This is a genomic window from Novosphingobium sp. (assembly GCF_019748365.1).
GTDB lineage: Bacteria > Pseudomonadota > Alphaproteobacteria > Sphingomonadales > Sphingomonadaceae > Novosphingobium.
In genome coordinates this window covers 22977-39573 of record NZ_JAIEPN010000043.1, presented here as the reverse complement: position 1 = coordinate 39573, position 16597 = coordinate 22977, and the positions used below count along the sequence as shown (strand labels likewise).

The window sequence follows — 16597 nt, the reverse complement described above, 5'->3', positions numbered from 1 at the left end:
CGAAATGCCCGATGCTGCGGGCTTGACGACTGTCAAATATTTGCCATCCTCCCCCTCGCTGCACCGCACCATGGGGACGCGTGATGGACGGTATTCGAGTCGGTAAACGGATTGTCGGAACCCAATCGCCGGTCACGATCGGCTGGGAGAACATTCCGAAGGTGGAAGGCGGCCCCTTCAAGCGCCTGTTCTTCAGCTGGTTCCAGCCCGCAGTCTTCTTCGGAATGATCGCCTTCTGGTATTATGCGCCGAACTCGATCGCCAAGGCTTCGACAGCGATCGGCATCGGCATCGGGTTTCGGTTGCTGCTCCAGATCCTTGAGCTGACCAACCCGCGCCATGAAAGCTGGCGGATCACCTGGAAGGAACTGGCAACCGATCTGTTTTACGTCGGCGTGTCCTACACGATGGTCAATCTGGCCGAGAACTATATCGGCAGCGATGTGGCGATCGAGGCGATCCAGGGCAGCCTCCATCTCGAAAAGTTTGCCTGGTTCACCGGTCTGCCGCTGCTCTTGCAGGCGTTCCTGATCATCTTCATCTTCGATTTCGGCCAGTACTGGATGCATCGCGGGATGCACAACTGGTACCCGCTGTGGCTGCCGCACTCGGTGCACCACTATATCACTCAGCTCAACGTCCATAAGGGCGCGGTCGGCAATCCGGTGGAGCTGTTCCTGATCGGCCTCGGCATCGGCGGCCTGTTCGATTTCCTGCCGCGCGCGTTTCTGCTGGCAGGTGCCATCGGCATGTCGGTCGGCGCCTATCAACACATCAACGTGCGTTTCAACAGCCCGCGCTGGTGGCGCTGGACGTTCAACACGACCGAGCACCACAGCCTGCACCATTCGCAGGATTTCGAATCGACGCGCAGCAACTACGCCAACACCTTCATCTTCATCGATCGCATGTTCGGCACCTGCATCGATGGCGAGGCCGAGCTGCTCGGCATGGAAGGCGGGCGCCGCATGTCGATCCGCGAGCAGATGCTCTATCCCTTCACCGAGGGCTGGAAGGCCTACAAGGAGCGCAAGTCGCGCGAGCCGTTCTTCGACGACCACTCCGCAGTGCCGGCGGAATAAGGCATGGCATCGCTCAGCGCATCGGACGGCGAGACGCTCTCCGCCTCGGTCAGCAAAGGCTCGCGCGTGCGCTGGATCAACTGGATCTGGCATATCCGCGGTGAAGTGCCCCTTCCCGCCGATCAGACTTCGGACGAGGCCTTTGCAAGGCTCGATCCGCTGTTTGCGCATACCGGCACGACCCACGCCCGCATGGGTGACATGGTCAGAGTGACGAAGCGCGATCAGCTGGCGCAGGATCCGCTTTCGGTGGTCGATTCGGGCACATTGTGCATCGAGCCTGCCGAGCAGGGCGCCGTGCTGCGCTACCACCTCGTCAGCCGCGCGCTGCTTTACTGTTTCCTCGCGCCGCTGCTGTTTCTGGCGGTCGGCCAGCTCACCGTGTTTCTGGGCGGCCTGGAGAAGGCCAAGTCCGAGGAAAAGGCCAAGAAGGACGAGGCCAAGAAGGACAAGAAGGGCGAGATCCAGCTCAATCCGGTCGACAAGTTCCTCGGCGCGCCCGCTCCGGAAAAACCCAAGGACGACAAGAAGGACGCGAAAGACAAGAAGAAGGACGGCGAGGAAGAGAAGGATGGCTTCTCCCCCACGCCCGCCTATGTCTTCGCCGGCATCTTTGCCGCCTTGTGGGTGCTGGGCCGCCTGCTCGAGCCGTGGCTGATCAGGCGGTTGTTCCAGCGAACGCTTGCAGGGTGATCACGCGAGGTCAAAGCGGTCCGCGTTCATCACCTTGGTCCAGGCCTTGATGAAGTCGCGCACGAACTTCGCCTCACCGCCCGCTTCGGCATAGACTTCCGCCACCGCGCGCAGCTGGCTGTTGGAACCGACCACGAGGTCGGCCCGGCTGGCCCGCCACTTCACGGCGCCGCTCGCGCGGTCGCGGCCAATGAAGCGTTCTTCACCGCTGCCGTCCTCCGCGCTCCACACCGTGCCCATGTCGAGCAGGTTCACGAAGAAGTCGTTGGTGAGAACACCCACGCGGTCCGTGAACACGCCAAGTTCGCTACCGCCCTGATTGGCGCCAAGAACGCGCAGACCGGCGACCAGCACGGCCATTTCCGGCGCTGAAAGGCCGAGCAGCGAAGCGCGGTCGATCAGCAGTTCCTCGGTCTTCACCGAATGCTTGGCCGCGAGGTAGTTGCGGAAGCCATCGGCGCGCGGCTCGAGCACGGCAAAGCTTTCCGCATCGGTCCACTCGTCGCTCGCATCGCCGCGACCGCCGGTGAACGGCACTGCGCCGCCATAGCCGCCAGCCCTGGCTGCCGCCTCGACCGCCGCCGTACCCGCCAGCACAATGGCATCGGCCATCGAAAGGCTGCCGCGCAGAGCATCGATCTTCGCCAGAACCTCGGCCAGTTCCGCCGGATCGTTCACCGCCCAGTCCTTCTGCGGCGCCAGACGAAGGCGCGCGCCGTTGGCCCCGCCGCGATGGTCGGTGCGGCGATAGGTCGAGGCCGAAGCCCAGGCCGCCTTGACGAGTTGGCCGATGCTCAACCCCGAGGCGAGAACTGCCGCCTTGAAGGCCGCTTCCGCGTCCGGCGAGGGAACTTGCCCTGCCGGCACCGGATCCTGCCAGATCAGGTCTTCCGCCGGAACTTCGGGCCCGAGGTAGCGCGCCTTGGGGCCCATATCGCGGTGGGTCAGCTTGAACCACGCGCGGGCAAAAGCGTCCTTGAAGGCTTCGTGATCATTGCGGAACCGCTCGGAAATCGCGCGGAATTCGGGGTCCATCTTGAGCGCCATGTCCGCCGTCGTCATCATCGTCGGCACGCGCAGGCTCGGATCATGCGCGGCAGGCGCCATGTCCTCCTCGCGCTGGTCGATCGGCTGCCACTGGCGCGCACCGGCAGGCGAGCTGACCAGCTCGTAGTCGTAATCGAGCAGCAGGCGGAAGTAGTTGCCCGACCATTCCGTCGGCGTGTTCACCCACGCGCCTTCGATGCCGCTGGTGATCGCATCGCCGCCCTTGCCGCTGCCATGCGTGCTGAGCCAGCCGAACCCTTGCGCGGTGATATCCGCCGCTTCCGGAGCCGGACCGACCAGCGCGGCATCGCCCGCGCCGTGCGCCTTGCCGAAGGTGTGACCGCCCGCGGTGAGCGCGGCGGTTTCCTCAAGGTTCATCGCCATGCGCGCAAAAGTGATCTTGATGTCGCGCGCCGAGGCGAGCGGATCAGGCACGCCGCCGGGGCCTTCGGGGTTCACGTAGATCAGCCCCATCTGGATCGCGGCGAGCGGCTCCTCGAGGTCGAGCTGCTTCTCGGGTTGAATGCGGGTTTCCTCGGCATCGACCCACTTCGATTCCTGGCCCCAATAGATATCGCGCTCAGGCTCATAGACGTCGGCACGGCCGCCGCCGAAGCCGAACACCGGCCCGCCCATCGATTCGATCGCGACATTTCCCGCCAGCACGAAAAGGTCCGCCCACGAGATGTGCTTCCCGTACTTCGCCTTGATCGGCCAGAGCAGGCGGCGCGCCTTGTCGAGATTGCCATTGTCGGGCCACGAATTGAGCGGCGCAAAACGCTGCTGCCCGCTGTTGGCGCCGCCGCGCCCGTCAGCCGTGCGATAGGTACCGGCCGCATGCCATGCCATGCGGATGAAGAACGGACCGTAGTGGCCATAGTCCGCCGGCCACCAGTCCTGGCTGTCCGTCATCAGCGCAGTGAGATCGGCCTTGAGCGCCGCATAATCCAGCGCCTTGAAGGCTTCGGCATAATCGAAGCCGGGGTCCGTCGGATCGGGCGAAACGCCGCCCTGATGGAGGATATCGACCGGCAGCGCCTCGGGCCACCAGTCCTTGTTGGTACGGCCCAGGAGAGCGCGCGCGGCGCCCTTGTGGACGGGGCAACCGCTTGCTGCGTCGCCGGTCTGCATGTTCATGGGTAGAGACTCCATCAGGTGTTCGATGGAGCAAAGCTACGCCTAGGCGAGCGGAGCCGGAAGCGAGTAAAGTTCATCGCAGTGATCGGATTTCGCCATAAAAATTGCGCGGGTTGATCGATCTTGCTGCATAATCTCAAAACGAGATGCGCACTCTCGCCACCACACGCTCCCCGGTAGACCCGAGATCGGCAAACGGTGAGACGGTCACAAGGTCCCGCGCAATCGAGTTGCCGACGTAATCCAGTCCAAACGTCAGCGGAAAGCGCGTGTACTCGGCGCCGAGTTTCCAGTCCGCGTAGTCACCGCCAGGGCGAAGCCGCGCGGCGCGCAAGTCGTTGCCGCTCCCGGTGGTATAGCCCAGGCTTGCCAGCAGCGTGACCGGCAGGCCCGGCAGCCCCGCATCAAGGCCTGCGCGCAAATGCAGATTGTCGCCGCCGATCGTGCTCTGCCGCGGGGCGTACCAGGCGGTCGCCGCAAGCCGCAAGGGCCCCAGCCCATACCGCGCACCCAGAACCAGCTCGCCGAAGTGCATGGACTGTTCCGCGCCGGCAAAAACGTGGCCCACCGCTTCGGTCCGCAGGGTTACCGCGCCAAGGTTCCAGTCGCGCCCGATCGCCAGATCCGCGACCGCATCCGCACCGGCCTGCCGCCGGCTGCCCCGCAGCAGCACGATCCGCGCCGAAGCATCGACGACGCCGAAATCGAGCCGGGCGTCGGCAGAGGCCGAGGCCTTGCCCCCGCTCCAGCTGATCCCGGCGCGGACTTCGTCGCTGGCCGCTTCGGCACCGACCTCGAACGATTGCGCATAGGCGTGAGTGGATGACAGGAGCGCAGCAGCCCCGGTCAAAAGCATGCGTATCCAGCGAGCCATGTTGTGACTACCCTTCACTCGGCGTGCCCAGCACGCGGTCCGCTTCGGCAAGAAATGTGCATCGACCCGGTCAGCCCGGATACAAACGAAAAATAGAAACGATCCGATGTGCAGAAAACGGCTACTTGGTGATTTATGATTGCTGCGCACCGGTCACACCGGGGCGAGCGGTCAGGTCACCTCGTCAGCAACAGTTCAACCAACCCGATCGCCCGGTCAGTAGCCCATCAGGCTGAGCACTTCCTTGCGGCTGCGGTTGTCTTCCAGAAACGTGCCCATCAGCCGGCTCGTCACCATGCCGACGCCCGGTGTGCGCACGCCGCGCCCGGTCATGCAGCCATGCTGCGCTTCGATCACCACGGCGACGCCATGGGGCTTGAGGTTGTCCCAGATGCAGGTGGCGACTTCCGCTGTCAGCCGCTCCTGGATCTGCAGCCGCCGCGCATAGGCATTGAGCACGCGCGCCAGTTTGGAAATGCCGACCACCTTGTTGCGCGGCAGATAGGCAATCGCCGCCTTCCCGATGATCGGCGCCATGTGGTGTTCGCAGTGCGACTGGAAGGGGATGTCCTTCAGCAGCACAAGCTCGTTGTAGCCGCCCACTTCCTCGAACTGGCGCGCGAGGTGCGAGGCCGGGTCCTCGCCATAGCCCTGGCAGTATTCCTTCCACGCGCGGGCCACGCGGCGCGGCGTATCGAGCAGGCCCTCGCGCTCCGGATCGTCGCCCGACCAGCGGATGAGGGTGCGGATCGCCTCCTGCACATGCTCTGGAACCGCGATCTTGCCGTCCTCGCCCAGATCGTCGTCATCGTGTCCGTGGTGGACGGTCATCGCCAGTGGTGCTCCGTGAAAAATCGCGCCGAAAGTGCCGGATGGCTTCACTTGCGCTGGATGACGATCTCGTCCGGATGCGCCACGTTGAGATCCGAGCGCAGCAGTTCGCCGACCAGATCGGGATCGGCATGACGCGGATCGAGGAGATTGACCCGGTTGCGCAGCCGGTCCCGCTCGGCCTGAAGCTGTTTCACTTCGGCCTGCCGCTGCTCGAGCAGGCGGGCATTCTCGGTCCACGCCAGCACGCCACTCGGCCCGGCAAGCGCAATCGCACCCAGCAGCAGGAGCGCCACGAGCGCGAAGCTCTGCGTCATGCTCTCGCGCGGTAGCTTGAGGGAGGAGCTGCGGCGTTTCATCAATTTGACAGAATCACACTTGCCCCGCCGATTCAACCGGAAAAGCACATTTCGGGCACAGGACGTTTACGCAGTGCGATGTCAGGAAGCCCGAACGCTGCAGCGTTGGAGTCCAGGGTTCGGCGATGTCGCGGCCGCAGATGCTGGCAGAAGTCTTGTTCCTGCCCTAGGGCTCTGACGCCATCAGCACGGATTGACCGACCCCATGACGACCGACACGCCGCCATTTGCAGGAAAACTTGAAGCCGCGACCGATCCGGATTGGGCCGGGTGGTATCACTGGGCGGGCAACGATCCTTTCGAGGACGATGTTGGCCCGTTCTATGTCCGCCGCGACGAACAGGGGGTGGTGACGGGCTTCCGGCCGCGCCCGAAGAACTGCAACGCGCACGGCAGCATCCACGGCGGCTGCCTGATGACCTTCGGCGACTTTTCGCTGTTCATGATCGCCAGCGCAACGGGCGAGGAGATGAGCGGGGTGACCGTCACCTTCAATTGCGAGTTCGTCGGTCCGGCCCGTGCCGGTCAGTTGCTGGAAGCGCGCGGGGAAGTGATCCGCGCCGGCCGCAGCCTGGTTTTCGCGCGCGGGCTGATCACTGCGGATGGCGAACCGAGCCTCGCCTTCTCGGGCACATTCAAGCGCATCCACGCGCGCTGAACGCGAAAGGGGGAGGACGGCGCCCTCCCCCCGCAAAGGCTCAACCGATGCGCTTGCCCGTCATCGGGAAGCTGCCGAACATGCCGGCGGTGACCGTGCCGTTCAGCGCATCGCCGTCAATCGTGGCGGTGCAATCCAGCTTCATCGGCATCGGCACGGTGATGTTGCTCGACCAGCTGATGGTGTTGCCATCAACCGTCCCGTCCGTGATCTCCATATTGCCCATCGGCCCGGAATTGCTGCCGCTGAAGCTGCCACCGTCGACTTCGACGGTCAGGATCGAGGTTTGATCGCCCATCGGCGAACGGGTCACGCATTCATATTTGCCGGCAACAGACATGGATCTCTCCCAAAGTGGTTTCGTCAGTCGTTCGACCGGCAAGGAACCACGCTGCCTACATCGATGTCAATAGGATTGGTCCGGGCCGGTTCACAGCAAGCCCTGTTGACCTCCAGAGCGCAAGGCCTGACAACCGGCAGGTGACCTCGACCCATCCCGCCTCCATCATGCACGACGGCTTCCTGCTGCTCGGATTTGCCCTCGCCTTCGTGCTGCTGTTCCGCCGCCTCGGCCTCGGCGCAACGCTGGGCTATCTCGTCGCGGGCGCCATGCTCGGACCTTTCGTGCTGAACATGGTCGGCGAGGCCGAACAGAAGCTGGGCTTTGCCGAACTCGGCATCACGCTGCTTCTGTTCCTCGTTGGGCTGGAGCTTGATCCCGCCAAGCTGTGGAAAATGAAGCGCGATATCCTCGGTTTCGGTCTGCTGCAGGTCTCGATCTGCGGGCTCGCGCTGGCCGGGGCGATCATGCTGACGACGAGCTTCTCCCCAGCCGCCGCGCTCGCGCTCGGGCTGCCGCTCGCGCTTTCGTCGACCGCGCAGGTGCTGCCGATGCTGCAGTCCTCGGGCCGGCTGAAGACGCGCTTTGGCGAGCGCGCCTTTTCGATCCTGCTGTTCCAGGATCTCTCGATCATCCCGCTGATCACGATCATCACCGCGCTGAGCCGCAATCCGGCCGATGTGGGCGGCCCGCCGGGCTGGCTGCTCGCGCTGGAAACCGTGGCCGCGATTGCGGGGCTGGTCGCCGCGGGCCGCTTCCTCATCCGTCCGCTGTTCCGCCTGATCGGCAATCTGGGCGAGCGGGAGATGTTCATTGTCGCCGCGCTGTTCACGGTAATGGCGGCGGGGGCGGTTATGGAACTGCTCGGCCTTTCGACCGCGCTGGGCGCCTTCATCGCCGGGGTCATGCTGGCCGACAGCCCCTATCGCCACGAGCTCGAGGCCGACGTCGAGCCGTTCCGCTCGATCCTGCTCGGCCTGTTCTTCCTCGCCGTCGGCATGATGCTCGATCTCGGCGCGATCGCGCGCGATCCGCTGTTCGTCATTGCGATGGCGCTGATGCTGATCACGGTGAAGGCTGCGGTCATGTTCGGGCTGGCGCGGCTGTTCGGTGTACCCTGGCGCGGGGCGCTCGCGCTCGGCCTTCTGCTCAGCCAGGGCGGTGAGTTCGGCTTCGTGCTCTTTGCGCAGGCGAACCATGCCCTGCTCATCGCGCCCGAAGCGGCCAGCCTGTTTGGTGCGGTCGTCACGCTCTCGATGGCGACAACGCCGTTCCTGATGATGGCCACGCGCCGCTTCCGTGCCGAACCGGTGCCCAAGACCGCCGCCACCCGCGAAGGCCCGAGCAACGACGGCGCCAATGCACTGATCGTTGGCTACGGGCGGTTCGGGCAGGCGGTCGGTCAGGTCCTGCAGGCAGGCGGCATCACGGTCACCCTGATCGATACCGATGTCGACATGATCGACGTGGCGGGCACGTTCGGCGCCAAGGTCTATTTCGGCGACGGCACGCGGATCGACATGCTCCGCCAGGCGGGCGCGGCCGAGGCCGAGATGATCCTGTTCTGCATTGATGGCGATCAGCTCGATGCCGCGATGCTCGCCGCGGTGCACGAATCCTTCCCCCGCGCCGCTGTCTTCGTCCGCGTCTTCGATCGCCGCGCGGTGATCAAGCTGCGCGGCGCCCCGGTCACGCTGATCATGCGCGAAACCTTCGAATCCGCCATCGCCATGGCCCGCGCCGCGCTCGACAATGCCGGCCTCAGCAACGAGGCGATCACCCGCGCGGAGAACTTGTTTCGCGCGCGCGACGGCGAGCGCCTTGCCCTGCAGGTCGAAGCCGGCGATCCCCGCGTGGCCCGCGACCGGATCCTCACCGCGCCCGAGCCGCAGGAACTGGAAGGCGAGCCGGGCTAAGTAGTTGCACTTGCATGGACATTCCCATGCAAGTGCATCATTTTATCGATGCAACCGCATGGGTTTTTCCATGCAATCGCATCGAAAGGCTCATCCGCCATGGCCATGCCCGCCGCCACGACCCTGCTTGCGTGGACCCGCCTGCTCCGCGCGGCGGATCTGGCCAGCCAGCATTGTGCCGCAAGCTTGCGCGCGCTGGGGCTGCCCCCGCCGGAATGGTACGATGTGCTGCTGGCCATCGAACGCGGCGGCGCCCAGCGCCCCCGCGACTTGCAGATCGCGCTGGGGACCGAGCAATACGCCCTGTCCCGCCTCGTCGATCGCATGGTCAAGGCGCGCCTCCTCACCCGCGTTCCCTGCGCCGATGATGCGCGCGGCCACCTGCTGCATCTCACCATCGAAGGCCGCGCGATGCGTGCCGCCATGTGGCCGGTCTATGCAGAGGCGATCGAGACTGCCTTGGGCGCGCGCGTGGCGGAAGAAGACCGCACCGCACTGGCGCGCCTGCTCGCCCCGCTGGCGGAGCCGATCAGCGCGTAGCTTGATCAGGTCAGTCTGACGCGGATTGCGGCCACAGAAAGCGCTGGTAAACGCGGCCGCCCATCTCGACATCGCCATCATGGCGCACGCCGAATTTCTGCGCGACCGAGCGCGAGGCCAAATTGTCGGGATGGATCACCGACATGATCGCGGGGTGAGCAAGATGCGCGCGCGCGTAAGCCCAGACCGCGCGCGCGGCTTCGGAGGCATAGCCCTGCCCCCAGTTCTCGCGGGCGAAGGTGTAGCCAAGCTCGGGCATATGCTCGAAGGCGACGCCTTCCGGCACGTGCGTCCGGAAGAACCACATCCGGCGCAGCTTTCCGGGCAGCGGATCGCGCTCAAGCACGCCGTCGCTCAGGCCCGACCGGCCAAGCCGCTTGCCATCGGCCTTGCGTGTCACGAGCAGCGGACCAAGGCCAGCGATCGCATAGCCATGGAGCACATCGGCCAGCCACAGCTCGGTCTCCGCCGGGGTGCGCGCATTGCCGGTGCCGAGATAGCGCGCGACATCCGGATCGGCATGGACCGCAGTCATGAACTCAAGGTCGCGCTCGTCCATCCGGCGCAGCAGCAGGCGCTCGGTTTCGATGTGGTCGGTTCCGGGAAGCAGGGTCATCGGATCAAAAGCCTCTTCCTTGGCGCTCAACCCAGCGCAGCGGAGATCCGCGCCCAGATCGCATCGACTTCGGCGTGGGGATTGGCAGCAACTTGCCGCACCCATACCGTCTCGCCAATGGTGAAGGCTGAACTCGTGCCCTCAAGCGCCGCAATCACCCCGGCGCTATCAGTGGCAGCCGGACGCCAGTTCAGCACGCCTGTTTCGGGCCATTGCCTGAGCACCGTGCGCGGGTCCGCCTCGAGCCGCTGCGCGAGTTCTTCGGCAATGGCCATGCACCGCTCGATCCGCTCCGCCAGTCCGTCGCGGCCCCACGCAAGCAAAGTTGCCAAGAGCGGCAAGGCCGCGGCGCTGCGGGTGCCTTCAACCCCGCTGTTCGGGCGCGCGAGATAGGACGATGTGAACGTGATCGAAGCTTTTGCATCGATATCGCGAAACAGCGCCAGCGCCGCACCCTTGGGCTGGAAAAACCACTTGTGTGCCGAGATCGCGATGCTGTCCGCCGCTTCGATCCCCGCCAGCCTTTCGGCATATGCGGTAAGGTGTAGCGGTCCGGCCCAGGCCGCATCGACATGGAGCCACTTCGCGGCAAGCGGCGCCAGCTCATCGATGGCACCTCGCCCGGTCGTGCCCGCCGTCAGCACCAGTGCAGCAGCGGCAAGGTCCGGCAGGGCCGAACGGATCAGCCGTCCATCCTCGCCGACCGGCACCGGATGATAGCCCATGCCAAGAATCCGTGCCGCCTTTGGCACGGAAACATGCGCCTCTGCCGATGCCACCACCGTCCGCGCGCCGGCCTCCCGCGCAGCCCACAGCGCGGTCAGATTGGCCAGCGTCGATCCGCTGCAGAATTGCCCCCAGGCCATGCCGAAAGCGGGCGCAATCCATTCCAGCACGCGCTCCTCGGCCAGAGTCGCGAAGGGGCTGGTCGCCGGATGCAGCATGTTCTGATTGGCCTGCGCGACGAGATAGGCCATCTGCGCCGCCACCGATGCGGATGGCGGATCCATATGCGCCAGCACATCGGGCGCCGCGAGATCGGCGGCACGTGCCATCGCCGCAGCGCCCAGCTGATCAAGCGCGGCTTCCTCGCCGATACCGGTCCGGGGAAGCGTGGCGGGCAATTCAAACATGGCGGACCTCGATGCTCGGCGAGCACCTTTCACCCGCCGGGCATCGATCCTGCCCAAGCACCCGGTGCAAGGGCAGGCACAATTCCTTTTGCCGCCGAAAGCCGGTCTTCCGTTACCGCGCGTCACTCCCCGCGCTCAGCACCGCGCCGCCGCGGCCGTCCTGCAGGAACACCGCATTGCGCAAGCCGCCGGTGGCGGGCGCATAGGCAAAGCGCGCCGCGCTGCCGTTCCAGGTGCCGAGCTTGGTCAGTTCGCGCACGAGGTTCTTGTGCGGCAGCGTGCGGCCGCCGTTTTCGCCGGCCTTGATCGGCACATCGATCGTGCGCGGATCATAGCGCACCAGCCACACATCGGCCGGGCGTGCGGGTGCGGCGCCCTTGCCAATGGTCACGCCGTCCGCGCCCACGCTTGGCACCGGCGCGGTGCTGCGCGCAGCAGCAATCGCTGCTTCGACGCCGCGCGGATTGGCACCGACCACGGTTTGCGAACCGTTGATCCAGAATTGCGGCGTCGCGACTTCATGGCTCGCCGAACGCGCCGCGAAATCGCGCTGGCGCTGGGTATAGGCGGGGCTGGCGAACTTGTCCTTCCAGCCAAGGTAGTCCCAATAAGTCACCTCGAACGCGAGCGGGATCACATTGGCGCGGCCCGCAATGCTGTTGAGATAGGCCTCGGCAGGCGGGCAGCTGGAGCAGCCCTCGCTCTGGTAGAGCTCGACGAGAACCGGGGCAGCAGGCGCGGCGGCCGCGCGGGGAGCCGCCGGCGCATTGGCCATCGCGGTGTTGCTGGCAAAGTGGCCTGCGGCGAGGGCCGCACCGGCAAGGCCCAGCGGCAGGGCAATCGCCGCAAGACGGCGAATGGAGGAAGGAGAGCGGGACATGGGGAAACCTTGAAGAAGCAGGGGGGATGCCACTCAGTTCGGCCCGCGCCTTTCACCGGTTACAACGCCTGCCCGGCTATCCCCTTGACAGGCAGACCCGTCACGGCGACGGCCCATGCGCGCCCTTCCGCTTGAAAGCTCACAGCTCCGTGCCATTCCGCCTTCGCCAAGTTGCCCTGATCGCCCTTCTCGCCGGCGCTTCGCTGCCCTCGCTGGCGCGCGCCGAAGAGGCCGCGCCGGACCAGCAGATCGTGGTGACCGGGCGCGGGCTCGATGCGGCGCCCGCCGCGGTGGCTTACAATGTTCAGGACATCGACCGCGACCGTCTGGCCGTTGCCGCTTCGGGCCGGCTCGAGGATGCGCTTTCCGCCGCCGCGGGCTTCCAGCAGTTCCGCCGGTCCGACAGCCGCGCGTCCAATCCCTCCGCGCAGGGCATCACCTTGCGCGCACTTGGCGGCAATGCCACGAGCCGCACGCTGCTGCTGCTCGACGGCGTGCCGATGGCCGATCCGTTCTTCGGCTATGTCCCGCTCTCCGCACTGGCGCCGGAGCGGCTCGCCATGGCCCGCGTCACGCGCGGTGGCGGCTCGGGCGCGTTCGGTGCCGGCGCAGTTGCGGGCACGATCGACCTCACCAGCGCAGGGCCGGACCAGCTCGGCCTCTTCGGCGGCCGCGCGCTGGTCGATGATCGCGGCGAGACCGAGCTTTCTGCCACGCTCGCCCCGAAACTGGGCGCCGGATACCTCGTCGCCTCGGGCCGGTGGGATCGTGGCCGCGGCTTCTGGACCACGCCCGCCGATCAGCGCGTCCCCGCCAGCGTCCGCGCCCGCTATGAAAGCTGGTCGACCAGCTTGCGCGCGGTTGCACCGCTTTCGAACGACATCGAACTGCAGGCGCGCGTCGCCGCCTTCAACGATGCGCGCACCTTGCGCTTTGCCGGGGCCGATACCGCAGCCAGCGGGCAGGACGCCAGCCTGCGCCTTGTCGGGCGGGGGGCGTGGCAGTTCGATGCCCTCGCCTATGTGCAGAGCCGCGATTTCAACAATGTGGTGATCAGCGCGCGGACCTTCCTACCCACGCTGAACCAGCGCGCGACGCCCTCGACCGGCATCGGCGGCAAGTTCGAACTGCGCCCGCCCGTGGGCAAGGCGCATGTCCTGCGGCTCGGCGCGGACTGGCGCTATGCCCAGGGGCAGACCCAGGAAGACGTCTATACCGCTGGAAGGATCTCCGCCACGCGCCGCGCAGGCGGCACGAACCGCGATCTGGGGCTGTTCATCGAGGATGACTGGACCCTCGGCCCGGTGATCCTGACCGCAGGCGCGCGGGCGGACCGCTGGTCGGTGCGCGGCGGCCTCTTCGAGCAGACGCCGCTGGGCGGCACGACAACAACCACGCTCTATCCGGACCGGGCCGGCTGGGCCGGCAGCTTCCGCGGCGGCGCCGTGCTCAAGCTGGGTGGCGGCCTCGCCCTGCGCGGATCGGCCTATACCGGCCTGCGCCAGCCCACGCTCAACGAGCTCTACCGCACCTTCACCGTGTTCCCCATCGTGACCCGCGCGAACGCCGCGCTGGAGAATGAACGGCTGCGCGGCTTCGAGGGCGGGCTCGACTGGAAGCCCGCAGCGGGCCTCACCTTTTCCGCCACCGCCTTCGACAACAAGGTGCGCAACGCCATTGCCAATGTCACGCTTTCGCCGACCTTGCGCGAGCGCCAGAACGTCGACGCCGTCCATGCCAAGGGCATCGAGCTGGGCGCCGAGGCAAAACTCGGCGGCTTCACGCTGAGCGGCTCCTTTGCCTATACCGATGCGAAGGTGGAAGCCCCCGGCACCGCGCTCGATCGCAAGCGTCCGGCGCAGACGCCGCGCTATGCCGCCAGCGCCACCGCCGCCTGGCGCCCCACGCCGCACACGACGCTTGCCCTCACCTTGCGCCACACCGGCGCGCAGTTCGAGGACGATCTTGAAACCGACGTCCTGCCGCCTGCGACCACGCTCGATGCCTATGCCGAAGCACCCATCGCCGGCCCGTTCAGCCTCGTGCTGCGCGGGGAGAACCTGTTTGACGAGACCGTGGTGACGCGCAATTCGGGCGGCTCGATCGATCTCGGCACCCCGCGCACGCTCTGGGCCGGGGTGCGGGTGGCGTTCCGCTAGGCCAGCAATTCCGCGGGCACCTCGGGATAGCAAGTCGCCACATCCCCAAGTGCCGCCTCCAGCGGGCCGAGCCACGGCGCGAACGCCTTCCAGTGCTCCACCGCATCGGTGTAGATCGGCTGGCGCACCTGCTCCGAACTCGCCGTTCGCACTGCGCGCGTGTTGCGGTGGAACTCGAGGCAGCTCTCCTCGAACGGCAGGCCAAGGTAAGCCAGCAGCGCGCGGGTTTCGGCCTCCTGATCCGCCACCATCCGCTCATAGATCACCCGGTGCACTGCTCCCGGCGCCGCCGCATCGTAATGCGCCATCAGCCGCACATAATCGCGGTAATATCGGCCGATCTCGGTGAGATCATAAGTGAAAGTCTGCCCCCGCGCGAAATGCTGCTTCCAGCCCGAAAAGCAGCACGACATCGGGTGCCGCCGCGCGTCGACGATCTTCGCGTTCGGCAGGATCAGCCGGATCAGGCCGACATGCTGCCAGTTGTTGGGCATCTTGTCGGTGAAGCGCCGCCGGTCGGTCTTGCGGTGCACCCGCGTGCGCTCGATATACTCCTCACCAAGGCGCAGGCGCTCGACCGGCCCCAGCGAGCGCACCATCGCCGCGAAATCGGCGAATTCACCCTCGTCAATGCGTGACTGCAGGCGCGCTGCAATCACCATCATCTCCGAAAGCTCCATCGTGCCTTCGATGGCGCTGTGGCTGGAAAGGATCTGCTCGACCAGCGTGGAGCCCGAGCGCGGCAGGCCAACGATGAAGATCGGATCCTCCGCCGGGCAGCCACCCTCGCCCATTTCGGCGATGAAGGCGCTGGTAAAGGTCGCGGCCGCAGCGCCCGCCTCGGCCGCGAGCAGATCGGGATCATAGCCCACCAGCGAGCGGCGCAGGCGATTGCCCTTGTCATAATGCTCGAACGAGCGCGCGACGTCGCCGGCATCCTCATAGGCCTTGCCGAGCGAGAAATGGAGGTGGAACACATCCTCGTCGCGTCCGGCCTCTGCCTCCAAGCCGGCCAGTGCGGTCTCCATCTGCGCGATATCGCCCGCTTCCAGCTTCACCGTCTTGAGATTGGCAAGGCTCCACCACGCCTCGCCCAGCGCCGGTTGCTGCGTGACGGCCGTGCGGTAAGCCTCGATCGCCCCGCCCTGCTCGCCCAGCGTCTTGAGCACGTGGCCCAGGTTCTGCCACAGCAGCGGCTGTTCGGGCTGGGCCGCGAGCATACGCTCATAGATCGTGCGCGCGCGCTCCTGATCGCCAAGCCTGACCAGCACCGATGAGAGGATCAGGTCTGCCGCCGCGCCCGCCACCGGGCTCTTTGCCAGCATTTCGGCGTGAACCAGCGCATCGGGCAGGCGGTTTACCTGCATCAGCAGCCGCACGAGGAAATCGCGCGCCAGATCGAACCCGGGCGCAAGCGCGACCGCCCGCTCCAGCAGCCTCAGCGCCTCGGTCATATCGCCGCGGCGCCACTTGACCTCGCCCTGCATGCGCGTGCCGACGGGATCATCCGGCAGGCGTGCGGCGCGGGCGGCCAGCTTCGCCTCGGCTTCGTCGAGCTTGCCGTCGTTTATGTCTGTCGCTGCTGCCAGCAGGTCGGGATCGCGCGAAGAGGCATGAACGGCGGACAAGTCCGCCCGCCAGGCGTCTTCCTCGCGCCCCGCCTTGCGCAGTTCAGACGCCAGCAGCAACCATCCGCTGGCCACCCCCGGCTGCGCCTCCGTCAGCGCTTCGAGCACGGTGATGGCCTCGTCGCTCCGCCCGGCTGCGCTGGCCGCCTGCGCGTGCTCCCACAGCACCATCGCGGGACGGCGCAGTCCGCCGGGGATCAGCGCGAGCCGGGCGCAGGCTTCCGTCGGGCGGCCCAGGCGGCGCAGGGCCTGAGCGCCAACAAACAGTGCAGGCGGCAATCCGGGGACAGCACGCAGCGCCTCGTTTGCTGCGGCAAGCGCAAGGTCCGGCCGCGTCTCGACTTGCGCCGCAGCGGCATCGAGCGCGGCCCGCAATGCCGCTTGTGATGGGGCGTTGCGTCCCGGCGCGACAGTGTTCCCAATTTCCATCGTCAGTTCCGGCTCTTGCGCATGCTGCATCATGTGCAGGTTTTGACACAGGTGCAACGGCTGATGACCGGGCCATGCTGCAAATGCGAAATTGGATGTTGACTCTCGGCAACAATGTGGCATCCTGCCCTTTAGGACAGGCGTCAAGAAACGGCGCAATCCGGGGGACAATTTTGCATTTTTCACGCCGTGCTCGCGCGCGGTCAGCCAGAGGTCGCTAAGCGGCCATGGCTCAAGGGTTTTTCGCAAGAATGCGAATGCGCAGGCGAAGACCC

Annotated in this window: 15 protein-coding genes; 6 read left to right on the top strand and 9 right to left on the bottom strand. The window is 66.2% G+C overall.

Annotated elements, in window-relative coordinates; translation table 11 throughout:
• Positions 1-83 precede the first annotated feature (83 nt).
• Complete coding sequence (locus tag K5Q19_RS06425; protein ID WP_292942356.1) at positions 84-1082, top strand: sterol desaturase family protein; 999 nt, start codon at positions 84-86, stop codon at positions 1080-1082.
• A 3-nt stretch (positions 1083-1085) separates the two neighbouring features.
• Entirely contained in the window at positions 1086-1775 is a 690-nt protein-coding gene (locus K5Q19_RS06420; RefSeq protein WP_292942353.1) for a hypothetical protein, read from the top strand.
• Here K5Q19_RS06420 and katG read toward each other — a convergent pair whose 3' ends face one another.
• From katG to K5Q19_RS06400, 4 genes are all read right to left on the bottom strand, one after another.
• Positions 1776-3959 (bottom strand): catalase/peroxidase HPI, encoded by a 2184-nt coding sequence (gene katG / locus K5Q19_RS06415; RefSeq protein WP_292942350.1) that lies wholly within the window; start codon positions 3957-3959, stop codon positions 1776-1778.
• A gap of 136 nt (positions 3960-4095) precedes the next feature.
• Positions 4096-4833: a TorF family putative porin gene (locus K5Q19_RS06410; protein WP_292942347.1), complete on the bottom strand. Its 738-nt coding sequence runs from the start codon at positions 4831-4833 to the stop codon at positions 4096-4098.
• 216 nt (positions 4834-5049) lie between these two features.
• Positions 5050-5664, bottom strand: a complete 615-nt coding sequence (gene folE, locus K5Q19_RS06405; RefSeq protein WP_292942344.1) for a GTP cyclohydrolase I FolE — start codon at positions 5662-5664, stop codon at positions 5050-5052.
• A gap of 47 nt (positions 5665-5711) precedes the next feature.
• A complete protein-coding gene (locus tag K5Q19_RS06400; RefSeq protein ID WP_292942341.1) occupies positions 5712-6023 on the bottom strand; it encodes a septum formation initiator family protein in 312 nt (103 codons plus the stop codon).
• Between the two features lie 193 nt (positions 6024-6216).
• On the opposite strand from K5Q19_RS06400, the gene K5Q19_RS06395 reads away from it, so the two are divergent.
• Positions 6217-6681, top strand: a complete 465-nt coding sequence (locus K5Q19_RS06395; RefSeq protein ID WP_292942338.1) for a PaaI family thioesterase — start codon at positions 6217-6219, stop codon at positions 6679-6681.
• Positions 6682-6721: 40 nt separating this feature from the next.
• Here the strand turns inward: K5Q19_RS06395 and K5Q19_RS06390 are convergent, their stop codons facing one another.
• The gene (locus K5Q19_RS06390) at positions 6722-7021 is read right to left on the bottom strand and encodes a hypothetical protein (protein ID WP_292942335.1); all 300 of its coding nucleotides are present in this window, start codon (positions 7019-7021) and stop codon (positions 6722-6724) included.
• 167 nt (positions 7022-7188) lie between these two features.
• On the opposite strand from K5Q19_RS06390, the gene K5Q19_RS06385 reads away from it, so the two are divergent.
• Together K5Q19_RS06385 and K5Q19_RS06380 are read left to right on the top strand one after the other, a co-directional pair.
• Positions 7189-8937: a cation:proton antiporter gene (locus K5Q19_RS06385; protein WP_292942492.1), complete on the top strand. Its 1749-nt coding sequence runs from the start codon at positions 7189-7191 to the stop codon at positions 8935-8937.
• Positions 8938-9036: 99 nt separating this feature from the next.
• On the top strand, positions 9037-9477 hold the full coding sequence (locus tag K5Q19_RS06380) for a MarR family winged helix-turn-helix transcriptional regulator (protein WP_292942332.1): 441 nt from the start codon (positions 9037-9039) through the stop codon (positions 9475-9477).
• A gap of 10 nt (positions 9478-9487) precedes the next feature.
• On the opposite strand, the gene K5Q19_RS06375 is transcribed toward K5Q19_RS06380, so the two are convergent.
• The 3 genes from K5Q19_RS06375 to K5Q19_RS06365 all read right to left on the bottom strand — a co-directional run bounded on the left by K5Q19_RS06375 (position 9488) and on the right by K5Q19_RS06365 (position 12106).
• Positions 9488-10093: a GNAT family N-acetyltransferase gene (locus K5Q19_RS06375; protein ID WP_292942329.1), complete on the bottom strand. Its 606-nt coding sequence runs from the start codon at positions 10091-10093 to the stop codon at positions 9488-9490.
• Positions 10094-10119: 26 nt separating this feature from the next.
• Positions 10120-11226, bottom strand: coding sequence for a pyridoxal-dependent decarboxylase (locus tag K5Q19_RS06370; protein ID WP_292942326.1), 1107 nt, complete (start codon positions 11224-11226; stop codon positions 10120-10122).
• 112 nt (positions 11227-11338) lie between these two features.
• On the bottom strand, positions 11339-12106 hold the full coding sequence (locus tag K5Q19_RS06365) for a DUF1223 domain-containing protein (RefSeq protein ID WP_292942323.1): 768 nt from the start codon (positions 12104-12106) through the stop codon (positions 11339-11341).
• 149 nt (positions 12107-12255) lie between these two features.
• On the opposite strand from K5Q19_RS06365, the gene K5Q19_RS06360 reads away from it, so the two are divergent.
• Positions 12256-14265, top strand: a complete 2010-nt coding sequence (locus K5Q19_RS06360; RefSeq protein ID WP_292942321.1) for a TonB-dependent receptor — start codon at positions 12256-12258, stop codon at positions 14263-14265.
• Here the strand turns inward: K5Q19_RS06360 and K5Q19_RS06355 are convergent.
• On the bottom strand, positions 14262-16355 hold the full coding sequence (locus K5Q19_RS06355; protein WP_365758650.1) for a sulfotransferase: 2094 nt from the start codon (positions 16353-16355) through the stop codon (positions 14262-14264). The genes K5Q19_RS06360 and K5Q19_RS06355 overlap by 4 nt on opposite strands.
• Positions 16356-16597 lie beyond the last annotated feature (242 nt).

Bases quoted from the DNA above. Each gene is read 5' to 3' on its own strand.
- katG (WP_292942350.1), bottom strand. From the start codon at position 3,959: ATGAACATGCAGACCGGCGACGCAGCAAGCGGTTGCCCCGTCCACAAG.
- K5Q19_RS06370 (WP_292942326.1), bottom strand. From the start codon at position 11,226: ATGTTTGAATTGCCCGCCACGCTTCCCCGGACCGGTATCGGCGAGGAA.
- K5Q19_RS06420 (WP_292942353.1), top strand. From the start codon at position 1,086: ATGGCATCGCTCAGCGCATCGGACGGCGAGACGCTCTCCGCCTCGGTC.
- folE (WP_292942344.1), bottom strand. From the start codon at position 5,664: ATGACCGTCCACCACGGACACGATGACGACGATCTGGGCGAGGACGGC.
- K5Q19_RS06355 (WP_365758650.1), bottom strand. From the start codon at position 16,355: ATGATGCAGCATGCGCAAGAGCCGGAACTGACGATGGAAATTGGGAAC.
- K5Q19_RS06425 (WP_292942356.1), top strand. From the start codon at position 84: ATGGACGGTATTCGAGTCGGTAAACGGATTGTCGGAACCCAATCGCCG.
- K5Q19_RS06380 (WP_292942332.1), top strand. From the start codon at position 9,037: ATGGCCATGCCCGCCGCCACGACCCTGCTTGCGTGGACCCGCCTGCTC.
- K5Q19_RS06385 (WP_292942492.1), top strand. From the start codon at position 7,189: ATGCACGACGGCTTCCTGCTGCTCGGATTTGCCCTCGCCTTCGTGCTG.
- K5Q19_RS06365 (WP_292942323.1), bottom strand. From the start codon at position 12,106: ATGTCCCGCTCTCCTTCCTCCATTCGCCGTCTTGCGGCGATTGCCCTG.
- K5Q19_RS06375 (WP_292942329.1), bottom strand. From the start codon at position 10,093: ATGACCCTGCTTCCCGGAACCGACCACATCGAAACCGAGCGCCTGCTG.
- K5Q19_RS06400 (WP_292942341.1), bottom strand. From the start codon at position 6,023: ATGAAACGCCGCAGCTCCTCCCTCAAGCTACCGCGCGAGAGCATGACG.
- K5Q19_RS06410 (WP_292942347.1), bottom strand. From the start codon at position 4,833: ATGGCTCGCTGGATACGCATGCTTTTGACCGGGGCTGCTGCGCTCCTG.
- K5Q19_RS06390 (WP_292942335.1), bottom strand. From the start codon at position 7,021: ATGTCTGTTGCCGGCAAATATGAATGCGTGACCCGTTCGCCGATGGGC.